The sequence below is a fragment of the Streptomyces sp. NPDC051561 genome, assembly GCF_044454195.1.
Lineage (GTDB): Bacteria > Actinomycetota > Actinomycetes > Streptomycetales > Streptomycetaceae > Streptomyces.
In genome coordinates, this window is sequence record NZ_JBITDM010000001.1 from 254,710 (window position 1) to 273,997 (window position 19,288).

Below are 19,288 nucleotides of genomic sequence, written 5' to 3' on the forward strand. Positions count from 1 at the left end.
GATCATGAACAGCACACAGTGGAATCACGAGTCAGGTCCCGAGCGGCACCGTCACTCCATGGGAGGGCCGCGCGAGCGCGGCGGTTTCGAGCCCGGCGCCGGCTTCCCGGAAGGGCCGGGGCGTCCCGGCGAGCGGCGCGGCAGGGGCCACCACGGCATGGAGCGCGGCATGGGCGGCGGCCCGTATGCGATGAGGGGTGGCGGCGGCCCGCATGGTCGCGGTCGGGCGCGGCGCGGTGATGTCCGTGCGGCGGCCCTGGCCCTGTTGTCCGAGCGGCCGATGCACGGTTACGAGATGATCCAGGAACTGGAGTCCAGGACGGGTGGCGTGTGGCGCCCCAGCCCCGGTTCCCTCTACCCCGCACTGCAATTGCTTCAGGACGAGGGCCTGGTCACCGCCGACGACTCCAGCGGCAAGCGCCTGCTGACCCTCACCGAGGCCGGCCGGGAAGCCCGTGCCGCAGCCGGTGAGCAGCGCCCCTGGGAGCAGATCACCGCGGGCGTCCCCCCGGTGCACAAGGCCCTCCGGGACGGCATCGAGCAGATCGCCACCGCCACCCGCCAGGTCGCCGCGGTGGGCACCGACGAGGACAAGGCCAAGGCGGCCCAGATCCTCACCGACACCCGTAAGGCGCTGTACAAGCTGCTCGCCGACAGTGAGTGAGGTTGCGCAGCACCCTGGCAGAGAGAAGTAGGGCCCGGCCTCTTGGCCGGGCCCTACTTCTCTATGCGGGGTGCACCACGGGACTTCTCTGTGCGGGGTGCACCACGAGCCGGTTGCGTTTGCCGTCGAAGGTGTCGGCGAGCGCCTCGGCCGACGGCACCTCCCCCTGGAACAGCCCGCGTCGGTCCACGTGCACGACCAGGGAGTCGTAGCCGTCGATGACCTGCGAGATGCCGCGTGTCCCGATGGTGTCCGCCCACGCGTCCAGGTTCCGGCCGAACCACTCCGGCAGCCCGCACGGTTCGGCGACCGCGTCCCAGAAGTCGTCGAGGTTCCCGATGAGCTGACCGCGCAGGTCGACGGTGAGTTCGGTGTACGTCATGGCTGAACCGTAGCGGTGAGGTCCGGCGCTCACTTCGGGATGCGCCCCCACTCGTGTCACAGGGCATCGGGCTGCCTCGTCCCAAGGGGTGTAGCCACCGATCAGCACCACGACCACGCGGGAGCGCCTCATGGAAGCACGACTGAACTACTTCGCCGACCCGACCGCGACCAAGGTCCTCAAGCACTTCATGACGGCCGGCCAGGCACTCAGGGAGTCGTCGCTGCCGCGCGCCACGCAGGAGTTGATTTCGTTGCGGGTGAGCCAGATCAACGGGTGCGGCATGTGCACCGACATGCACACGAAGGACGCGGCGGCCGCCGGTGAGAGCCCGGTGCGGCTGAACCTGGTGGCAGCATGGCGGGAGGCCACGGTCTTCACCGAGGCTGAGCGGGCCGCGCTGGCGCTGGCCGAAGAGGGAACCCGGATCGCGGACGGGGCCGGTGGGGTCGGCGACCAGGTGTGGGCCAATGCCGCCACGCACTTCGACGAGGAGCAGCTCACCGCCCTGGTCCTGCTGATCGCCTTCATGAACACGGCGAACCGGATGGGCGTCATCGGCCGGATGCCGGCCGGTGACTACGCAGGGGAAGTGGGTTCGGCGTGAGCAAGGTCGAGGAGTTCGAGGAGTTGCGGGCGCTGCTGTTCTCGATCGCGTACCGGATTCTGGGCAGTGTGGGCGAGGCCGAGGACGCGGTGCAGGAGACCTGGCTGCGCTTCGACGGTTCGTCGGCCGTGCCCACGTCGACGAAGGCGTATCTGTCGTCGGTGGTGACGCGGCTGTCGATCGATGTGCTGCGTTCGGCGCGGGTGCGGCGGGAGTCGTATGTGGGGCCGTGGTTCCCGGAGCCGTTGCTGAGTGATCCGTACGAAGATCCGGCGCGGGCCGCGGAGTTGGCGGACTCGGTGTCGATGGCCTCGCTGTTGCTGCTGGAGCGGCTGAGTCCGCTGGAACGGGCGGCTTTCGTGCTGCGGGAGGTGTTCGGCTTCGGGTTCGACGAGGTGGCCAAGTCGGTGGGGCGTTCGGAGGCGGCCTGCCGGCAGTTGGTCGTACGGGCCCGTCGGCACATGCGGGAGGGGCGGCCCCGGTTCGAGGCGGTGCGGGCGGAGCGGGAGGAGTTGGCGTCGCGGTTCTTCGACGCCTTGCGGGAGGGCGAGGTGGCCGGTCTCCAGGAGTTGCTGGCGGCCGATGTGACGATGGCGGGCGACGGCGGCGGCAAGGCTCCGCAGCTGGCCAGGACCATTGTGGGGGCGGAGAAGGTGGCCCGGTTGCTGGCCTCCGTCTTTCCGTTGCTGTCCCTGGTCGAGGTGAGTTGCGAACGCCGCGAGATCAATGGGCAGCCGGGGGCGATCTTCCGTGACCGGGACGGCGGGGTGCTCTACGCGCTCGTACTGGAGGTGCTGGACGGGCAGATCCAGGCGGTGCGTTCGGTGCTCAACCCCGACAAGCTCGGCCACGTGGGGCCGGTCGGGGATGTGTGGGCGCTCGATCGTGAGGTGCGGGAGGCGCGGAGGTCCGTGGAGTAGGGGGCGGGGCGAGGGCGAGGGCCGGGAGCCCGTGTCCGGCCCCCGGCACCCCTGGAGCCAGTCCGGCCCCCGGCACCCCTGGAGCCAGGGGTCCTGCGCGGGGGCCGCGTGGCACGATGGACGGATGGGGTCATTACCGGAGTTCGGGGACGGGTTGCGGACGGTGCTGGGGACGCCGGGACGCTCGCGCAGGCTGAGCAGCAGTCCGCGTTCACGGGTGTGGCGGGTGGAGTTGGCGGATCCCCCGGCCGGCTTCGGCGCCGGGGCGGGGTTTGGGGCCGGGCTCGCGCCAGAGCCTGCGCCCAGGCCCGTTCCTGGACCCGTGCCCGGACCCGTGTCCCGGCCCGTTTACGTCGTCGTGAAGCAGATCGTCGGCGGTACGGACGCCGAGCGGCGTTACGTCCGCGAGGTGACGGCACTCCGCCTGGCCGCCCGCCCCCGACTCCCCCTCGTCCCCGCACTGTTGGCAACCGATCCGGCACAGCGGCTCCTCGTCCTGGAGCACCTGGAGGAACGCCCCCCACCCCGCGACTGGATCGTCGACTACGCCACCGCACTCGCCCGGCTGCACGCCACCGGACTTCCCGGGGACGCGGGCACACTCCCCCGCTGGCAGGGCCCCGGCCGGGCCGACATCGCCTCCTTCCTGCGGCTCGCCCGGACGCTCGGAGCGTCCGTGGCGCCCGGCGCCGACGACGAACTCGCCGCACTCGTGGACCGCTTGGCGGCGGCGCCCGGACACGCGCTGCTGCACGGCGACCCCTGCCCCGGCAACGACCTCCATACCGGCGCCGGTGTCAGATTCATCGACTTCGAGCAGGCGTCCCTGGGCAGCGGCCTGATGGAACTCGCCTATCTGCGCATCGGCTTCCCGACCTGCTGGTGCGTCACCTCGGCACCCGAACCACTCCTGGAGCGGGCCGAGCAGGCGTACCGCACCACCTGGCGCGCCGAGACCGGCACCGAGACGGGAGGCGGACTCACCGACGCCTGCACCGGCTGGCTGCTGCGGGGGGACGCCCTGGTCGAGCGGGCACACCGGGGGACCGTCGATCACCTGGCCGAGATCCCCGACCGGGACTGGAAGTGGGGCACCGCGACGGCCCGGCAGCGGCTGGTGCACCGGCTCGGCGTGGTGAGCCGGCTGACCGCCGAAGACACTTCCCTCGGGCGCGTGAGCGGCCTGACCGCCCAGATGCGGCAGAACATGCTCAAGCACTGGCCCGCACTGCGCCCCGTACCGGCGAAACGACCGTAGGAGCGGCGAGGCAAGCGGGCGGGCCGGCCCGGATGAACCGGGGTTCAGAAACAGGCTCTCGGGGCGAGCATGGAGCGCCCGGTCCGTACGGGGTGGGATGAACTCCCGTGCGGACCGGGCGGGTTGAGGTGCGGCCCGCGCGAGGGCGGAGCCGGTGTGGGTTACGGCAGGCCAGGGGGTTACGGCAGGCCGTGGACGTGCGGTCCGACCGCGTTGGACCAGGCATTGCCCGCCGTGGCGTCCCAGTTGGTGGACCAGGTCATCGCGCCGCGCAGTGCCGGGTAGGTCTTGGTGGGCTTGAAGTTGCCGCAGCCGTTGCCCTTGGTGAGGCAGTCCAGGGCGTTGTTGACGATGGCCGGGGAGACGTAACCGCTGCCCGCGCCGCGGGTGGAGGCGGGGACTCCGATGCCCACCTGGGAGGGGTCGAGGCCGCCTTCGAGCTGGATGCAGGCCAGCGCGGTGAGGAAGTCGACCGAGCCCTGGCTGTAGACCTTGCCGTCGCAGCCGAGCATCGAACCGCTGTTGTAGTACTGCATGTTGACGACCGTGAGGATGTCCTTCACGGCGAGCGCCGTCTTGAAGTACTCGGTGCCGGTCGACTGCATGTCGATGGTCTGCGGGGCCATGGTGAGGACCATGTTGGCGCCCGCCTTGGCGGACAGCTGGCGCAGGGCCTTGGTCAGATACGTCGAGTTGACGCCGTGTTCGAGGTCGATGTCGACGCCGTTGAAGCCGTACTCCTGCATCAGCTGGTACGCGCTGTTGGCGAAGGCGGTCGCGGAGGCGTCACTGTTGAGGGTGACGTTGCCCTTCTCGCCGCCCACCGAGATGATCACGGACTTTCCGGCCTGCTTCTTCGCGGCGATGTCCGCCTTGAAGTCGGCGACATTGGTGTAGCCCACTGCCGGGTCGAGGTTGAAGACGATCTGGCCTGGCGTGGTGGTGGAGTCCGCGAAGGAGACCGCGATGATGTCGTACTGGGCCTGGACGTCGCGCAGCTTCTGGACGGTGGCGCCGTTGTTGAAGTTCTGCCAGTAGCCGGTCAGGGCGTGCTTGGGCACGTTCGGGTTGGGGCCGGGGCCCGTGTCGCCGGGGTTCGTACGGCCGCTGACCGTCGCCGACTTGGGGGATTCGCCCGCCGCGTTCGCGGCGCTGACCTGGAAGTCGTACGAGGTGTTGGCGCTCAGCCCGGTGACGGTGGCCGAGGTTCCGGTGACCGTCTGGACCTTCGTACCGCCGCGGTAGACGTGGTACGAGGACGCGCCCGTGACTGCCGACCAGGAGAGGTTGAGCGAGGACGCGGTGGGGCCGGAGACGGTGAGGCCGGCCGGGGCGGTGGGGATGCCCGGCTCGGGGTCGGTGCCGCCACCGCCGTCGGGGCCGAAGACGGAGAGGTCGTCGACGTAGTAGGCACTCTGCCCGTACCAGCCGTGGGTGTAGACGGTCACGGACTTGGTGCTGGGGCCGGCCTTGAAGGTGGTGGTGAGCTGCTTCCACTCGGTGGAGCCCGGCGACCAGGTCGATACGTCGGTGGTGCCGGTGCCACTGGCGCCGAGGTAGGCGTAGCTGCCCTGGGTCCAGGCGGACAGGGTGTACGTCGCACCGGGCTTGACGGCGACGGTCTGCGAGCAGCGGGCGTTGTCCTGGCCGGCGGGGGTCGCCTTGAGGGCAGCGGTGCCGCCGTGGACCGGGGTGGAGACCGAAGTCCCCGCAGTACAGGTCCAGTTGGCGAGCCCGGACTCGAACCCGGCGTTCTTGGCCACATTGAGGTCGGCGGCCTGGGCGTTGGGGGCGGCGGTCATGCCGACGGCGACGAGCGCGGCGGCCGTCAGGACGGCGGAGACGGCGACGCGGCGTCTGGAGATCGATTGCTGGCGGTCCACGGGAAAGCCTCCGGGGAAAGAGGTGTGGGGAGTGCGTGGGTCACGGTGGCCACCGTTGGTGCAGCAATCTGGTCCAGACCATTGAGGTTGTCAAGACCTCTGGCAGAGAAGAGGAGTAGAGGGTTCAGCGGATCACCCCCGGGAGTTCGGGCACAGGCTCTCAGAGGTTCGTCTCCAGGAAGGCGCGGAGAGCGGCGGCGTCGAGGGGTCCGGCCTCGGCCGCCACCTGCTCCCCGTCGCGGATCAGCAGCAGGGTGGGCGCGGAGGTGACGCCGTACCGCTTCACCGGTGCCTGGCAGCGGGCGATGTCGGCCCTGATGACGGTCAGCCGGCCGTCGTACTCCTCGGCGACGTCCCGCACGACGGCGTCCGTCTCCTTGCACGCGGCGACCGCCTTGGGCCAGGTTCCGATGAAGTGGGCGAGCACGGGGGTGGCAGCCCTGGCCAGGATGAAGTCGAATTCTTCGCTCTCCATCGGCTGGTGGATCCTGCTGGCCATGGGTGTTCCTCCTGGGGTTTGGACCTGCGTACGCACACCCATCATGAGGCCCCGGGGGGTGTCGGCTCGACGTCAGCTCCAGGTCAGGCCGTCCTCTGGCACTGCGGCCTCCGGGTCGCCGAGCCAGTCGGCCGGTACCGCGCCCGCCACCGCCAGGCCCCGCGCGACCATCCTGGCCACCTCGATCGCGCCGCGCGGCCGGAAGTGGGTGTTGTCGCGGGTCTCCCCGGCCCACAGGAAGCACTCCTTGGAAGCTTCCGGGCCGAGTTCCTGCCAGCGGGCCAGCGACAGCGTCGATACGTCGACCAGGGGCACCTCCTGCTGCTGGGCCAGGGCGCGCATCGCGGCCGGGAAGTCACCGTGGGTGGGGAGCGCACGGCCGACGGCGTCGAACTCGCGGCGCTCCACCGGGGTGAGCAGGACCGGGACCGCGCCCCGGGCCCTGGCTCCCTTCACGCCGTGCATCAGGTACTCGGGGTAGGAGGTCCATGGATCGGTGCGGCGGTCCGGTTCCTCCTTCTGGTCGTTGTGGCCGAACTGGAGGAGGAGGCGATCACCGGGGCGGATCGCGTCGAGGATCGCGTCGAGCCGCCCCTCCTCGACGAAGGAGCGTGAACTGCGGCCGTTCATAGCATGGTTGGAGAGCCGGACCCCGTCGGCGAGGAAGAATGCGAGGGCCATGCCCCAGCCGGTTTCGGGGGCTGCGGCGAGGTCCTTCTGGGAGGCCGTGGAGTCCCCGGCGAGGTAGAGAGTGGGCGCGGTGGTCAACTGGTACTGCCTTTCGTGGAGTTGATGCGGGGGGCGTCGGGGGGTGCCCCCTGGGCGGTGCCCCGTGGTGTCCCTCACGACTACGACGCGAGCGCCTCGCGTACGTACGCGGCCACCGCCTCCTCCCCCAGCCGTCCGTCCGCGACCACCGTCACCACCCGCCGCTCCACGCTCTCCCCCGCCGCCACCGGCACCCGCTCCTCCCAGGCCAGCGACGACCCGACCCCCGGGTACTCCGTCGTGCGGACGAACCACGGGTCACCTCGCGTTTCCTCGGTGCCGCCCGCGAAGGCGAGCGTCCAGCCCTCGCCGGACAGGGCCACCCAGTCGGCCCGGGCGCCGTGCACGGTGTCCTCGCCGTGCTTGGTCGCGGTGAACGTGTCCGGCACGGTGGCCTCCTTGGGGGCGCGCCAGAAGTAGCCGCCGTATCCGGCGCCGGGCCGGCCGTTGGTGGCGGGGCTGCCGAGCGACAGCGGGCGGCCCGTGGTGTTGGTGAGGGTGAAGGAGAGGTCCAGCGCCCAGGCGGTGGCGTCGAGCGGGCGGGCGGCGACGGTGCGCCGCTCGCGCAGGAGCTCCTGCGCGTCGTGGCCTGCGTGGGCCCGCCAGCTCAGCTCCTCCACGAAGCCGTCGGGCTCGCACCGCTGCCACCCCAGGTGCGTCTGTACGCCGTGGTTGTCGAGGTAGCGGGGCCCTTCGCCGCGTACATAGGTGCTGCCGCCCCAGAAGCTGCGCCCGTCCACGTCGGGGACCGCGACGCCCGCACCCAGGTGGTGGCGGTGGTCCTCGGGGAGTTCCTCGGTGACGCGCAGGCCGCCGAGGGTGGTGACCGGGTGGAGGTACGGGCGCGGGGAGAGGCCTGGTTCGACGGTGGGGTGAGGGAGGTACGAGGCGACAGGGCGGCCCGCACAGGTCAGGGTGAGCGGGGTGTTCATCGGGGGTCCTTCGCTTCGGTGGCGGCCCAGGGGGTGCCCAGTTCGGAGAAGAGGGAGAGGGTGTCGGCGCTCCTGGCGACCAGGAGTTCCACCCCGGGCACAATCCGGCGGGCGGCCGGGTCGTCCCGGGAGCCCGGGTTGATGCCGGGGCCGGTGCGCCAGACGGCGGGCGGCAGCGGCACCGGGTCCGCAGCGGTCCGTACCGCTTCCACCACCCTCATGAACGCACCGGTCTGCTCCGGAGGCACCAGCAGCGGTTCGCCCGAGGTGAGGTGCGCGGCCAGGTTCTCCAGGAGGTCGGTGCGGCCGTGGTGGACCTCCTCGGGCCGGTGGCCCTCGCGTTCCAGCAGGACCCGGTCCTCGGTGTACCAGAGGGTGATCCGGCCCCGGCTGCCGTGCACGACGAGGTACGGGGCGGAGGGTTCGGCGGCGCAGAGGGTGGCCGCGACGGTCACCGGCAGCCCGGAGCGGGTGCTGACGCGGACGCAGGAGGTGTCGTCGGATTCGATGTCGTGGGCGTGGAAGAGCTCGGTCTCGATGGTTCGTACGTCCTCGGCCCGTGCGCTGTCCGCCAGGGCGAGGGAGGTGGCGACCGCGTGGGCGAGGGGGTTGGTGAGGGCGCCGTCGACGACGTCGGCACCGCCCAGGGTGCGATGGCCCGACCAGGGGGCGCGGGTGAAGTAGGCGGCGTCACGCGCCCAGGCTCCGGCCGCGCCGATGCCGCGCAGGGTGCCGATCGCGCCGTCCGCGAGCAGTTGGCGTACGGCGGGCAGGGCGTGCGAGCCCAGCGACTGGAAGCCGATCTGGCAGGCGACGCCCGCCTCCCGTACCCCGTCGGCCATCCGCGTGAACTCCGCGTAGGACGGTGCGGGCGGCTTCTCCAGCAGGATGTGCACCCCGTGCGCGGCGGCGGTCAGGGCGAGGTCGGTGTGGGTGTGCAGGGGGGTGCACAGGATGGCGATGCGGGCGCCGGTGCTCTTCAGGAGTGCGGCGAAGTCGCAGGACTGTTCCGGGTCGCCGTGGCCGGTCAGTTCCTCGGCGGTGAGGGGGGTCAGTTCGCAGACTCCGGCGAGCCGGATCCGGCTGTCGGGGTCCTGCGACAGGCGGCGGATGTTTTCCAGGTGCCAGCGGCCGTGGCCCCTGGCTCCGGCGAGTACGACCGGCACGTCCGCCGGGTGGGCGTCGCTGCTCACAGGTCCTCCGTGGATGCTCACAGGTCCTCCGTGGAGAAGAAGGTGAAGGTGAACTCTGTTGGTTCGGCGTGAAGTTGATGGGCGGGCAGGACTCCGGGTCCGCAGGACTGGGAGCCGAGGCCGTGCAGCCGGTGGTCGAGGTGGACCCAGAGGATGTCCGGGGAGGGGTGCAGGTCGGTGCGGTGTGCGGCGGCGTCCAGCTGTTCGGTGGTCCAGCGGCGGACGGTGAGCGAGAAGGGTTCGCCGCCCTCGATCCTCAACCCTGCCTCGCCCGAGCCGAGTTCGGCCCATCGGACGTCGCTGCGGGCACCGTTCTCCTGGGGCCGGAGGTAGGGGGTGTGGAGGTCGTCGACGTCGGCGGTGTGGCGGCCCAGCATCGCTGCCGCGCGGGAGTCGGGATAGGACTCGCCCGGCCCGGCGCCGTACCAGCGCACCTGGCTGTACGTCGCGGGCAGTGTGAGCCGGAGCCCGAGCCGGGGCAGCGGCACCTCCCAGCGCCCCTCGGGGACAACCGTCACGGTGAGGTGCAGGCGGCTGCCGGTGCTGTCGGAGGTCCAGCGGTACGTCGTACCGAGTCCGAGGTCACTGGCCGCGGGCGCCACCCGGGTACGCACGGTCAGGGCTTCGTCCGTCAACTCGACCGCGTGCACCCGGTGTTGCATGCGGTGGAGGCCCAGGTCGCGCCAGAGCGGGCCGTAGCGGGTGTCCGGTTGCCAGGGGGCGCCGTTGTCGTTGTCGGTGGGCGCCCGCCAGAGGTCGAGGCGCAGGGCGCCGAGGGGGGTGCGGCCGAGGGAGTGCGGGGCGCCGGTGGGGGCGTCGAAGGTGGCCGGGCCGAGGGTGATCCGGTCGCCTTCGCGGCGCGGGCGGACGCCGGGGGAACCGGAGGGAGCGGGCGGGGGCGCGGGCGCGGCGGGGGTGCTGAACTGGCCCCAGGCGACCAGGTGTTCGGCGGGTGCCCAGGCGGTGGGTTCGGCCAGCAGGGCGCGTACCGTCCAGGTGGTCTCCGTGCCGTTCGCTTCGACGGGGGGCTTGGGGAGGTGTACTTCGGTGGACTCGCCCGGGGCGAGCGGGGGCACCAGGAGGGGGCCGGTGGCGACGGTCTCGCCCTCGACCCGGAACGACCAGTCGTAGGTGAGGTGGGAGAGGTCGGTGAAGTCGTGGAGGTTGGTGATGCGCACCGAGCCAAGGGGGTCAGGAGCGCCGGGGCCCGCCCCGGTACGTACGGCCTCGATGCGGACCGGTTCGATGACCTTCTTGTACTCGGTCAGGCCGGGTGACGGGGTCCGGTCGGGGAAGAGGAGACCGTCGCAGACGAAGTTGCCGTCGTGGAGTTCCTCGCCGTAGTCGCCGCCGTACCCGTAGCCGTGCTCCGGGTGGGTGAGACCGTGGTCGATCCACTCCCAGACGAAGCCGCCCTGGAGGCGGTCGTACTTCTCGAAGAGGCGCTGGTACTCGGTGAGGCCGCCGGGGCCGTTGCCCATGGCGTGGGCGTACTCGCAGAGGATCAGCGGGAGTTGGCGTCGGCGGGCGGGGCCGCCGTCGACGCCCCGGCCGATGCGTTCGACCTCGTCGTGCGGCGGATACATGAGTGAGTACATGTCCGTGTCGCGGCAGCCGCGGTCGCCCTCGTAGTGGATCAGGCGCGAGGGGTCGCGGTCGCGTATCCACTGCGCCATCGCGGTCAGGCCGCGGCCGGTGCCGGCCTCGTTGCCGAGCGACCAGATGATCACCGAGGGGTGGTTCTTGTCGCGTTCGACCATGCGCCGGGCGCGGTCGAGGAGGGCGGGGGTCCAGCGTGCGTCGTCGGTGGGGTTGTCGCGCCAGGCCTGCTCCTCGAAACCGTGGGTCTCCAGGTCGCACTCGTCGATCACCCAGAGGCCGAGTTCGTCGCAGAGCGCGAGGAAGGCGGGGTGCGGCGGGTAGTGGGAGGTGCGTACCGCGTTGATGTTGTGCTGTTTCATCAGCTCGATGTCGCGGCGCGTGGTGGCCAGGTCGAGGGTGCGGCCGGTGTCCGGGTGGAACTCGTGGCGGTTGACGCCGCGGAAGAGGAGCGGGCGGCCGTTGACCGTGATGAGGCCGTCGGTGAGGGCTACGGTGCGGAAGCCGATGCGCAGGGGCACGCGTTCGCCGGGGGTGGCGAGTTCGGCGTCGTACAGGTGCGGGGTCTCGGCGGTCCACGGGGTGACGGGCAGCGCGGCGCTCTCGCCGGTGGGCAGGTCGATGCCCAGGGCGGGGACGGTGACCCGGCCGGGGACGTCGGAGTCGACGCGCAGGGTGCCGGTGCCGGTGAGGTGGTCGTACGCGGCGTGGACGGTGAAGTCGCCCGCGCTGCCGGCCGGGCGGTGCAGGAGGGTGACGTCGCGGAAGATGCCGGGCAGCCACCACTGGTCCTGGTCCTCCAGATAGGACCCGGCGGACCACTGGTGGACCCGCACGGCGAGGACGTTCCCGGTACGGCGCAGGAGGTGGCCGACGGCGAACTCGTGGGCCAGCCGGCTGCCCTGGAAGGTGCCCAGCTCCTGGCCGTTGAGCCATACGCGGGCGCAGGATTCGACGCCGTCGAAGCGGATGACGGCGTCCGCGCCCGTCCCGTTCGTGGTGCCGGCCGCGGTCCCGTCGGCGGCGGCGTCCCCTCCCGGCCAGCCGTCCGGCAGGTCGAAGGTGCGCAGGTGGTCGCCGGTCGGGTTGGCGGTCGGGACGTGCGGCGGGTCGACGGGGAAGGGGTAGCGGACGTTGGTGTATGCGGGGGCACCGTGGCCCTGGAGGACCCAGTGGCCCGGTACCTCCAGACGGTCCCAGCCGGCGGCGTCGTAGCCGGGGGCGGCGAAGGAGTCGTCGTGGGTGGTGGCCGTGGGGGCCTGACGGAAGCCCCAACTGCCGTTCAGGGAGAGGGCGCGGGCGTCGGAGTTCGTATACCAGGCGCGCGGGGGGAGGGATCCGTGGCCGGGGGACGGGTCTTCGACGTACGGGAGGGACATCGTTCTCCTAGGTCGGGGGCGGACGAGTGCGGACGGGCCGGACGGAGGCGGGCGGAAAGGGCCGGAAGCCGACGGGTCAGGAGCGGGGGCGGGCCGTCGGTGATCAGCCTCCGTCCCAGCGGGGACTTGGACAAGAGGGTTGGGTAAAGTCCGTTCGAACTGTGGGCAGTTGGTCGATATTTCGAACAACCGCCATACGGGTACACCGCATCGAATCGTTTCAACTGGGCCTGCGCAAACCGTTGACGGGTCCTGGGGCCGCCCATACATTTCCCCGGCAAGCGCTTTCCTAAAACGATTCAATCATGTGGCGAAAGGTTCAACCATGGGCGGGAACAGGCAAGTCGAGAGGCGCACCTTCCTGAAGGCCACCGGCGCCACCCTGGCGACCGCGGCCGTCGGGGCGACCGCCGCCGGCTGTGGGGGCGGCAGCGGCTCGGGCGGGAGCGGCGGCGGGACGGTCACCCTCCGGTACTCCTGGTGGGGTGCCGACGACCGCGCCAAGAAGATCAACCAGGCCATCGCGCTCTTCGAGAAGAAGCACCCGAAGATCAAGATCAAGACGGACTTCCAGCCCTACGCGGATTTCTGGAAGAAGTTCAACACCCAGGCGGCGGGCGGCAATCCGCCGGATGTGATCCAGAACGCCGTCACCTTCCTGCGCAAGTACGACGCCCGCAATGTGCTCCTGGACCTGAACCCGCAGGTCAAGGCCGGCAACCTGAGCACCGAGGGGTTTCGCGCCGGACTGGAGAAGTTCGCCGAGGTCGACGGCAAGCTGCTCGGGATACCGGTCGGCTCCAACTCGATGGGCTACCTCATCGACGAGAAGCTGTACGAGAAGGCCGGAGTGAGCCCCCAGCACGGCTGGACCTGGTCCGACTGGCTGGCCGGCATGGAGAAGATCAAGGAGAAGACCGGCGTCGCGGGCGACTCCGGGCCCTCCGGGATCATGTACTACTACGACCTGGTGCTCCGCCAGAAGGGCAAGGCCTTCTTCACCGACACGGGCCTCGGCTTCGAAGAGGCCGACCTCGTCGCCGAGTGGACCGAGGCCAAGAAGCGCACCAAGGACGGCCTGTACGCCGCGCCCAAGCGGGTCGAGCAGCTCAAGCCCAAGTCGGCCACGGCGGGCGGGATCTCGGCGGGCGAGTTCACCTGGGACAACTTCGCCGTCCGCTACAGCGCCGAGGGCAGGAGCTCGTACGGCATCGCGCCGATCCCGACCACCGACGGCAGGAAGACCGGCCAGTACCTCGGCTCGCTGATGCTCAGCGGCACCCGGCGCACCAAGCACCCCAAGGAGGTCGCCGCCTTCATCAGCTTCATGGTCCACGACCCCGAGGTCGGCCGGATCATGGGCTACGACCGGGGCGTGCTGTCCACCGAGGCGCAGTTCGAGGCGTTCCGGCCGACCGACAGGGTGAGCAAGCAGATCGCCGCGTACGAGACACAGATCGCCTCGTCCGGTGTGCTGGAGCCGATCACCCCGCACCCGGCGGGTTCCGATGTCGTGGAGACGGCGTTCATGCGGCTCGCCACCGATCTGAGCCTGGACAAGGCGTCGCCCGGAGAGGCCGCGCAGAAGTTCTTCGCCGAGGCGAAGGCGGCACTGTCCACCCACGGGTGAGGCGCGCCCACCCGCATCGGACCTCACCGGCCGCCGCCCGAACCACCCCCTCCGGCGCGGCCGAGCTCCCCCTTGGAACCCCCGGAAGGCACGCAGTGACGCACACCCTGGCGGACCCGAAGGCCCGCTCCGCTCCTCCCCCACCCGGTGCCGCCACGGCCGACGGCGACGCACCCCGCAAGCACCGCCGACGGGAGAACCTGGCGGGCTACCTCTTCATGTCGCCCTGGCTCGCCGGGTTCCTGCTGCTGACGGCCGGCCCCATGGTGGCCTCGCTGTACTACGCCTTCACGGACTACAACCTCTTCGACGCCCCGCAGTGGATCGGCCTGGCCAACTTCCAGGACATGTTCGCCGATCCCCGCTGGCAGAAGTCGGTGGCGGTGACGGCCGAGTACGTCGTCATCGGTACGCCGCTGAAGCTGGCGGCCGCGCTCGGGGTGGCCCTGCTGCTCGCCCGGAGCCGGCGCGGCCAGGCGTTCTACCGGGCGGCCTTCTACGCCCCGTCGCTGATCGGCGCGAGCGTCTCCATCGCCATCGTGTGGCGGGCGCTGTTCACCGACGACGCGATCGTGGACCGGACCCAGCAGCTGTTCGGCCTGAACGTGGGCGGCTGGGTCGGTGACCCCGACTGGACGCTGTACGCCCTGGTGGCGCTCACCGTCTGGCAGTTCGGTGCCCCGATGGTGATCTTCCTGGCCGGGCTCAAGCAGGTACCGCGCGAACTGTACGAGGCCGCGGAGGTCGACGGGGCGGGTCCGCTGCGCCGGTTCTGGTCCATCACGCTGCCGATGATCTCCCCGGTGCTCTTCTTCAACGTACTGCTGGAAACCATCCATTCCTTCCAGGTGTTCGGCTCCGCGTACATCCTCGGCGGGCAGGGCAATCCCTGCGGTCCCGCCGACGCCACGCTCGTCTACACCTGTTACCTCTACCAACAGGGCTTCGAGAACAGCCGGATGGGCTTCGCCTCCGCCATGGCCTGGATGCTGCTGATCGCAGTCGGCCTGGTGACCGCGGTGCTGTTCCGGTCGCAGAAGCGCTGGGTGCACTACGAGGAGACCGCACGGTGACCGTTTCCCTCACTCCCGCCGCTCCCGAGGCCCCGCCGCGCGGCCCGGCCTCCCCCGCCCGCCCTCCGCGCAAGCGGGCCGGCTCCCTGATCTGGCACCTGGGGGCGCTCGCCGTCCTCGCCGTCGTCCTGTATCCGGTGGTGTGGGTGGTCGGTGGCTCGCTCAAACCGGGCGACCAGATCATCGGCAGCCTCCAGCTCCTGCCGACCGAGCCGATCCTCGACAACTACACCCGGCTCTCCGAGGGCATCGCCGACATCCCCATCTCCACCTTCTTCCTCAACTCGACCGTGCTGGCGGTCGGTTCGGTGGTCGGTGTCCTGATCTCCTGCTCGCTCGCCGCGTACGCCTTCACCAAGATCCGCTTCGCCGGGCGGAACCTGATGTTCACGCTGATGATCGGCACCCTGCTGCTGCCGTTCCACGTGCTGATGATTCCGCAGTACGTGCTCTTCCAGAAGCTCGAACTCATCAACACGATGGTGCCGCTGCTGCTCGGCAAGTATCTGGCGGTCGAGGCGTTCTTCGTCTTCCTGATGGTCCAGTTCATGCGCGGGCTGCCCAAGGAGCTCGACGAGGCCGCCCGCCTGGACGGTTGCGGCCATCTGCGGATCTACTGGTCGATCGTGCTGCCGCTGTGCCGCCCCGCGCTCATCACCAGCGCCATCTTCACCTTCATCAACGCCTGGAACGACTTCATGGGCCCGCTGCTCTACCTCAACGAGCCGGAGCAGTACACCGTCTCGCTGGGCCTGAAGATGTTCGTCGACCAGGACGCGGTGGCCGACTACGGCGGCATGATCGCGATGTCGCTGGTGGCTCTGCTGCCGGTGCTGGCCTTCTTCCTCGCCTTCCAGCGCTATCTGATCGACGGCATGGCGACGTCGGGCCTGAAGGGATGAGCCGCGGCCGGGCGGTGGGAACGGCACGGGTGGCCGCGCCGCGTTTCCCCGGGTTCGCGTCCCGGTTCGCGCTCTTCGCGGAATGCCTGCTGACGGGGGTGTGGGTGGTGCTGGCCTCGCTCCCCCTGGTGACGTATCCGGCGGCGCTCGCGGCGGGGGCGCGGCACCTGCGCCGCCACCTGGACCACCAGGCGGGCGGAGTCGGGAAGTTCGCGGACGACTTCCGGTCGGCACTGCGGCACGGCTGGGCGGTCGGCCTGGCCGGGTGGGTAGCCCTGTGGCTCCTGTGGGTCGATGTGTCGGCGGTACGGGCGGGGCTCCCCGGGGGTGGTGCGGTCGCCGCGATCGGGGTCGCCGCCTTCCTGGTGGCGGTGGTCGCGGGAATGCGGGCCGCTGCCGCCTGGGGCCCGGGGGCGTCCTGGCGGACGCTGCTGGCAGCCGCGGTACCGCGCACCCTGCGCGACCCCGCCGGATCGCTGCTGCTGGTCGGCGGGCTGGTGGTCGTCGCGGTCTCCTGGCGGATGGCTCCCCCGCTGGCGGTACCGGTGGTGGGGGCGGTGGTCGCGGGTGCGGTCGCGGTCGAAGCCCGCCTGCGCACCCGGCCCGGGGCCGAGTAGCGCCGGCGCAGCACCCCCATCCGACCCGGGCCCGGGCAACACCCCGCACCCCCGGAACACCCCCGCACCCGGGAGCCCCCCGCCCCGGGGCCCGCTCAGCACCACCGCACCTGCGGAACACCCCACCCGCCTCAACCGAAAGGCACCCCCATGTCCCCGCTCCCCAGGAGAACCGTCCTGCGCGCCGCCGCGCTCGCCGGCGCCGCCACTCAGGTCGGGCCCCTGCTCGCCGCCGCCCCCGCCCAGGCCGCCGGGTCCGCCGCCGCCCCGGACCCCGCCGACACCGCCCCGGTCCCGCTCAAGTGGCTGGAAGCGGGCGGACTCGGCGCCGCCCCCGGCTCGACCGTCGGCGTCCCGTGGCCCCGGGGCGCACACCCCAAGGAGCAGACCTTCGCCCTCACCGCCGCCGACGGCAGACCCGTCCCGGTGCAGAGCTGGCCCCTCGCCCAGTGGCCCGACGGGTCGCTCAAGTGGACCGCGCACGCCGTCGGCGCGGAGGCCGCCAGTGAGACGTACAGCCTCGGCCCCGGCACCCCGGCGGCGCCCGCCCGGAAGATCACCGTCACCGCCGGCGGTGGCACCGTCGAGGTGTCCACCGGTGTCATCACCGCCCGCATCGGCACCACCGGAAGCGCCCTGGTGAAGTCCGTCGTCCGGGGTCGCACCGAGATCGCACGGAACGGCCGCCTGGTCCTGCTGCGACAGGGCGAGATCGAGGACGGCGACCAGGGCTCGGAGAAGTACGAGCGCTTCGAGAGCGTGATCGACCACACCGAGGTGGAGCAGAACGGGCCGGTGCGGGCCGTCGTGCGGGTGGACGGCAAGCACCGCAAGGGCAACCGGAGCTGGATGCCGTTCTCGGTGCGGCTGTACTTCTACGCGGGCGGCGAGTCCTTCCGGATGGTGCACACCCTCACGTACGACGGGAAGCAGGAGCCCGGCAGGGCGAGCGGTGATTTCGTGCGGGGGCTCGGGGTGCGGTTCACCGTGCCGCTGCGCGATCCCTCGTACGACCGTCACGTCCGTCTCGGCGGCGATGGTACGGGGCTGCTGCGCGAGGCCGTGAAGGGGATCACGGGGCTGCGCCGCGACCCGGGGATCACCGTGCAGAACGCCCAGTTCGAGGGACAGAAGCTGGCCGATCCGGCGACCTGGGACCAGCGGGTGACCAGCCGGCTGCACCTGATCCCCGAGTGGGGGGACTACACGCTCAGCCAGCTGTCCGCCGACGGGTTCACGGTGCGCAAGCGGACCAAGAAGGGCCACGGGTGGATCGCGGCAGGTGGTGGCCGGCGGGCCTCCGGATACGGGTACGTGGGCGGGCCGAGCGGCGGGCTGTCGTTCGGGCTGCGGGACTTCTGGCAGAAGCATCCGGCCGGCATCGACGTACGCGACGCGCACACCGACGCGGCGGAGGTGACGCTGTGGCTGTGGTCGCCGGAGGCCCAGCCGATGGACCTGCGCTTCTACCACGACGGCCTCGGCCAGGACACCTACGCCGAGCAGCTCGAAGGCCTCAACATCACCTACGAGGACTACGAGCCCGGCTTCGGCACCCCGTACGGCATCGCCCGCACCAGCGAACTCCTCTTCTGGGCCCACGACTCCACCCCGAGCGCCGCCGCCCACGCACGCGAGAGCGAAGCGGTCCGGACGCTGCCCCAACTGGCTGCTCCTCCCGCCCAGTTGGTGAAGGCGAAGGTCTTCGGCGGGCTGTTCTCGGAGCCCGACCGCTCCGTCCCGGCGAAGGCGAAGATCGAGGATCACCTCGACTTCCTCTTCACCTACTACCGCGACCAGGTGGAGATGCGCCGCTGGTACGGGTTCTGGGACTACGGCGACATCATGCACAGCTACGACCCGGTGCGTCACCAGTGGCGTTACGACGTCGGCGGCTACGCCTGGGACAACTCCGAGCTCTCCCCCGACATCTGGCTCTGGTACGCGTATCTGCGGTCGGGCCGCGCCGACATCTTCCGGTTCGCGGAGGCGATGACCCGGCACACCGGCGAGGTCGACGTCTACCACCTGGGGCAGTGGGCGGGGCTCGGCACCCGGCACGGCATCCAGCACTACGCGGACTCCGCGAAGCAGCAGCGGATCGCCAATACGACGTACCGCCGGTTCTACTACTTCCTCACCGGCGACGAACGCACCGGTGATCTGATGCACGCCAACGTCGACTCCGACGAGACGTTCCTGGCGCTGGACCCCCTCCGCAAGATCCGGACCGAGCCGTACACCCCGGACCGGCACGCGCTGTCCGTCGGGTTCGGGACGGACTGGTCGGGGCTGGTCTCGGCGTGGCTGACCGAGTGGGAGCGGGGCGGCCCGAAGGCCGGGAAGGCGAAGGCGCGGGTGCTGTCGACCATGGAGACGATCGCCGCGCAGCCGAACGGTTTCGTGCAGGGCTCCGGGCTGTACGACCTGGACACGGGCCGCTTCGCGATCGATCAGGAGGCCAAGGTCGGTGTCTCGCACCTGTCGGCGGTCTTCGGGCTGGGCGAACTGTGCGCGGAGCTGATCCTGCTGGTGGACATGCCGGCCTTCAAGGCGGCCTATCTCGACTACTGCCGCTACTTCAACGCGACCAAGGCCGAGCAACGGGCCCGCTACGGAAAGGACTTCGGCTCCCTGATCCTCTTCCAGGGCCACTCCCGGCTCGACGCGTACGCGGCCGTGCAGAGCGGTGACGAGAAGCTCGCCAAGCGGGCGTGGGAGAAGTTCTACAAGAGCGACGGCTACCAGGAGTCGTCCCCCTGGGTCACCGAGAAGGTGACCGGGCCGGCCGCCCTGGTCCCCGGTTCCGAGGCCAACTGGGTCTACACCAACGACACCTCCCTCTACGGGCTCGCCGCCATCGAGATCCTGGCGCTGCTCGGTGACCGGATGCCGTAGCCCGGCAGTCCTTCCCCTCCCTCACCGCCACCCACCAGTACGATTCCGGGTGACCGCGCGCCAGTCCCGGCAGGGCGACGCGGT

The 19,288-nt window shown here is 71.0% G+C and carries 16 protein-coding genes; 9 read left to right on the top strand and 7 right to left on the bottom strand.

The window, feature by feature from the left end:
• The first annotated feature begins 4 nt into the window (after window positions 1–4).
• Window positions 5–664, top strand: a complete 660-nt coding sequence (locus ACIA73_RS01105) for a PadR family transcriptional regulator (protein WP_399436111.1) — start codon at window positions 5–7, stop codon at window positions 662–664.
• Window positions 665–725: 61 nt separating this feature from the next.
• Here the strand turns inward: ACIA73_RS01105 and ACIA73_RS01110 are convergent, their stop codons facing one another.
• Complete coding sequence (locus tag ACIA73_RS01110; RefSeq protein ID WP_399436112.1) at window positions 726–1,046, bottom strand: barstar family protein; 321 nt, start codon at window positions 1,044–1,046, stop codon at window positions 726–728.
• A 130-nt stretch (window positions 1,047–1,176) separates the two neighbouring features.
• Between ACIA73_RS01110 and ACIA73_RS01115 the strand changes: the two genes are divergently transcribed.
• The 3 genes from ACIA73_RS01115 (at window position 1,177) to ACIA73_RS01125 (ending at window position 3,831) form a co-directional block, all read left to right on the top strand.
• Window positions 1,177–1,653, top strand: coding sequence for a carboxymuconolactone decarboxylase family protein (locus ACIA73_RS01115; RefSeq protein WP_399436113.1), 477 nt, complete (start codon window positions 1,177–1,179; stop codon window positions 1,651–1,653).
• Entirely contained in the window at window positions 1,650–2,573 is a 924-nt protein-coding gene (locus ACIA73_RS01120; protein WP_399436114.1) for an RNA polymerase sigma-70 factor, read from the top strand. The genes ACIA73_RS01115 and ACIA73_RS01120 overlap by 4 nt, the downstream gene beginning before the upstream one ends.
• A 124-nt stretch (window positions 2,574–2,697) precedes the next feature.
• Window positions 2,698–3,831: a phosphotransferase family protein gene (locus ACIA73_RS01125; RefSeq protein ID WP_399436115.1), complete on the top strand. Its 1,134-nt coding sequence runs from the start codon at window positions 2,698–2,700 to the stop codon at window positions 3,829–3,831.
• Between the two features lie 179 nt (window positions 3,832–4,010).
• On the opposite strand, the gene ACIA73_RS01130 is transcribed toward ACIA73_RS01125, so the two are convergent.
• From ACIA73_RS01130 to ACIA73_RS01155, 6 genes are all read right to left on the bottom strand, one after another.
• Window positions 4,011–5,714: a chitinase gene (locus tag ACIA73_RS01130; RefSeq protein WP_399436116.1), complete on the bottom strand. Its 1,704-nt coding sequence runs from the start codon at window positions 5,712–5,714 to the stop codon at window positions 4,011–4,013.
• A 160-nt stretch (window positions 5,715–5,874) separates the two neighbouring features.
• On the bottom strand, window positions 5,875–6,213 hold the full coding sequence (locus tag ACIA73_RS01135; RefSeq protein WP_399436117.1) for a thioredoxin family protein: 339 nt from the start codon (window positions 6,211–6,213) through the stop codon (window positions 5,875–5,877).
• Window positions 6,214–6,285: 72 nt separating this feature from the next.
• On the bottom strand, window positions 6,286–6,981 hold the full coding sequence (locus ACIA73_RS01140; protein WP_399436118.1) for a rhamnogalacturonan acetylesterase: 696 nt from the start codon (window positions 6,979–6,981) through the stop codon (window positions 6,286–6,288).
• Window positions 6,982–7,061: 80 nt separating this feature from the next.
• Window positions 7,062–7,913 (bottom strand): PmoA family protein, encoded by an 852-nt coding sequence (locus tag ACIA73_RS01145; protein ID WP_399436119.1) that lies wholly within the window; start codon window positions 7,911–7,913, stop codon window positions 7,062–7,064.
• Complete coding sequence (locus ACIA73_RS01150) at window positions 7,910–9,106, bottom strand: Gfo/Idh/MocA family oxidoreductase (RefSeq protein WP_399436120.1); 1,197 nt, start codon at window positions 9,104–9,106, stop codon at window positions 7,910–7,912. The genes ACIA73_RS01145 and ACIA73_RS01150 overlap by 4 nt, the downstream gene beginning before the upstream one ends.
• Before the next feature lie 17 nt (window positions 9,107–9,123).
• Entirely contained in the window at window positions 9,124–12,084 is a 2,961-nt protein-coding gene (locus tag ACIA73_RS01155) for a glycoside hydrolase family 2 TIM barrel-domain containing protein (RefSeq protein ID WP_399436121.1), read from the bottom strand.
• Between the two features lie 325 nt (window positions 12,085–12,409).
• Between ACIA73_RS01155 and ACIA73_RS01160 the strand changes: the two genes are divergently transcribed.
• From ACIA73_RS01160 to ACIA73_RS01180, 5 genes are all read left to right on the top strand, one after another.
• The gene (locus ACIA73_RS01160; RefSeq protein WP_399436122.1) at window positions 12,410–13,714 is read left to right on the top strand and encodes an ABC transporter substrate-binding protein; all 1,305 of its coding nucleotides are present in this window, start codon (window positions 12,410–12,412) and stop codon (window positions 13,712–13,714) included.
• A 95-nt stretch (window positions 13,715–13,809) separates the two neighbouring features.
• On the top strand, window positions 13,810–14,787 hold the full coding sequence (locus ACIA73_RS01165; protein WP_399436123.1) for a carbohydrate ABC transporter permease: 978 nt from the start codon (window positions 13,810–13,812) through the stop codon (window positions 14,785–14,787).
• A gap of 86 nt (window positions 14,788–14,873) precedes the next feature.
• Window positions 14,874–15,689 (top strand): carbohydrate ABC transporter permease, encoded by an 816-nt coding sequence (locus tag ACIA73_RS01170; RefSeq protein ID WP_399436736.1) that lies wholly within the window; start codon window positions 14,874–14,876, stop codon window positions 15,687–15,689.
• On the top strand, window positions 15,686–16,306 hold the full coding sequence (locus ACIA73_RS01175) for a hypothetical protein (RefSeq protein ID WP_399436124.1): 621 nt from the start codon (window positions 15,686–15,688) through the stop codon (window positions 16,304–16,306). The genes ACIA73_RS01170 and ACIA73_RS01175 overlap by 4 nt, the downstream gene beginning before the upstream one ends.
• Window positions 16,307–16,456: 150 nt before the next feature.
• Window positions 16,457–19,204 carry a Tat pathway signal sequence domain protein gene (locus tag ACIA73_RS01180; RefSeq protein WP_399436125.1) on the top strand — a complete coding sequence of 916 codons (2,748 nt, stop codon included), beginning with the start codon at window positions 16,457–16,459 and terminating at the stop codon, window positions 19,202–19,204.
• The last annotated feature ends 84 nt before the right edge of the window (window positions 19,205–19,288 follow it).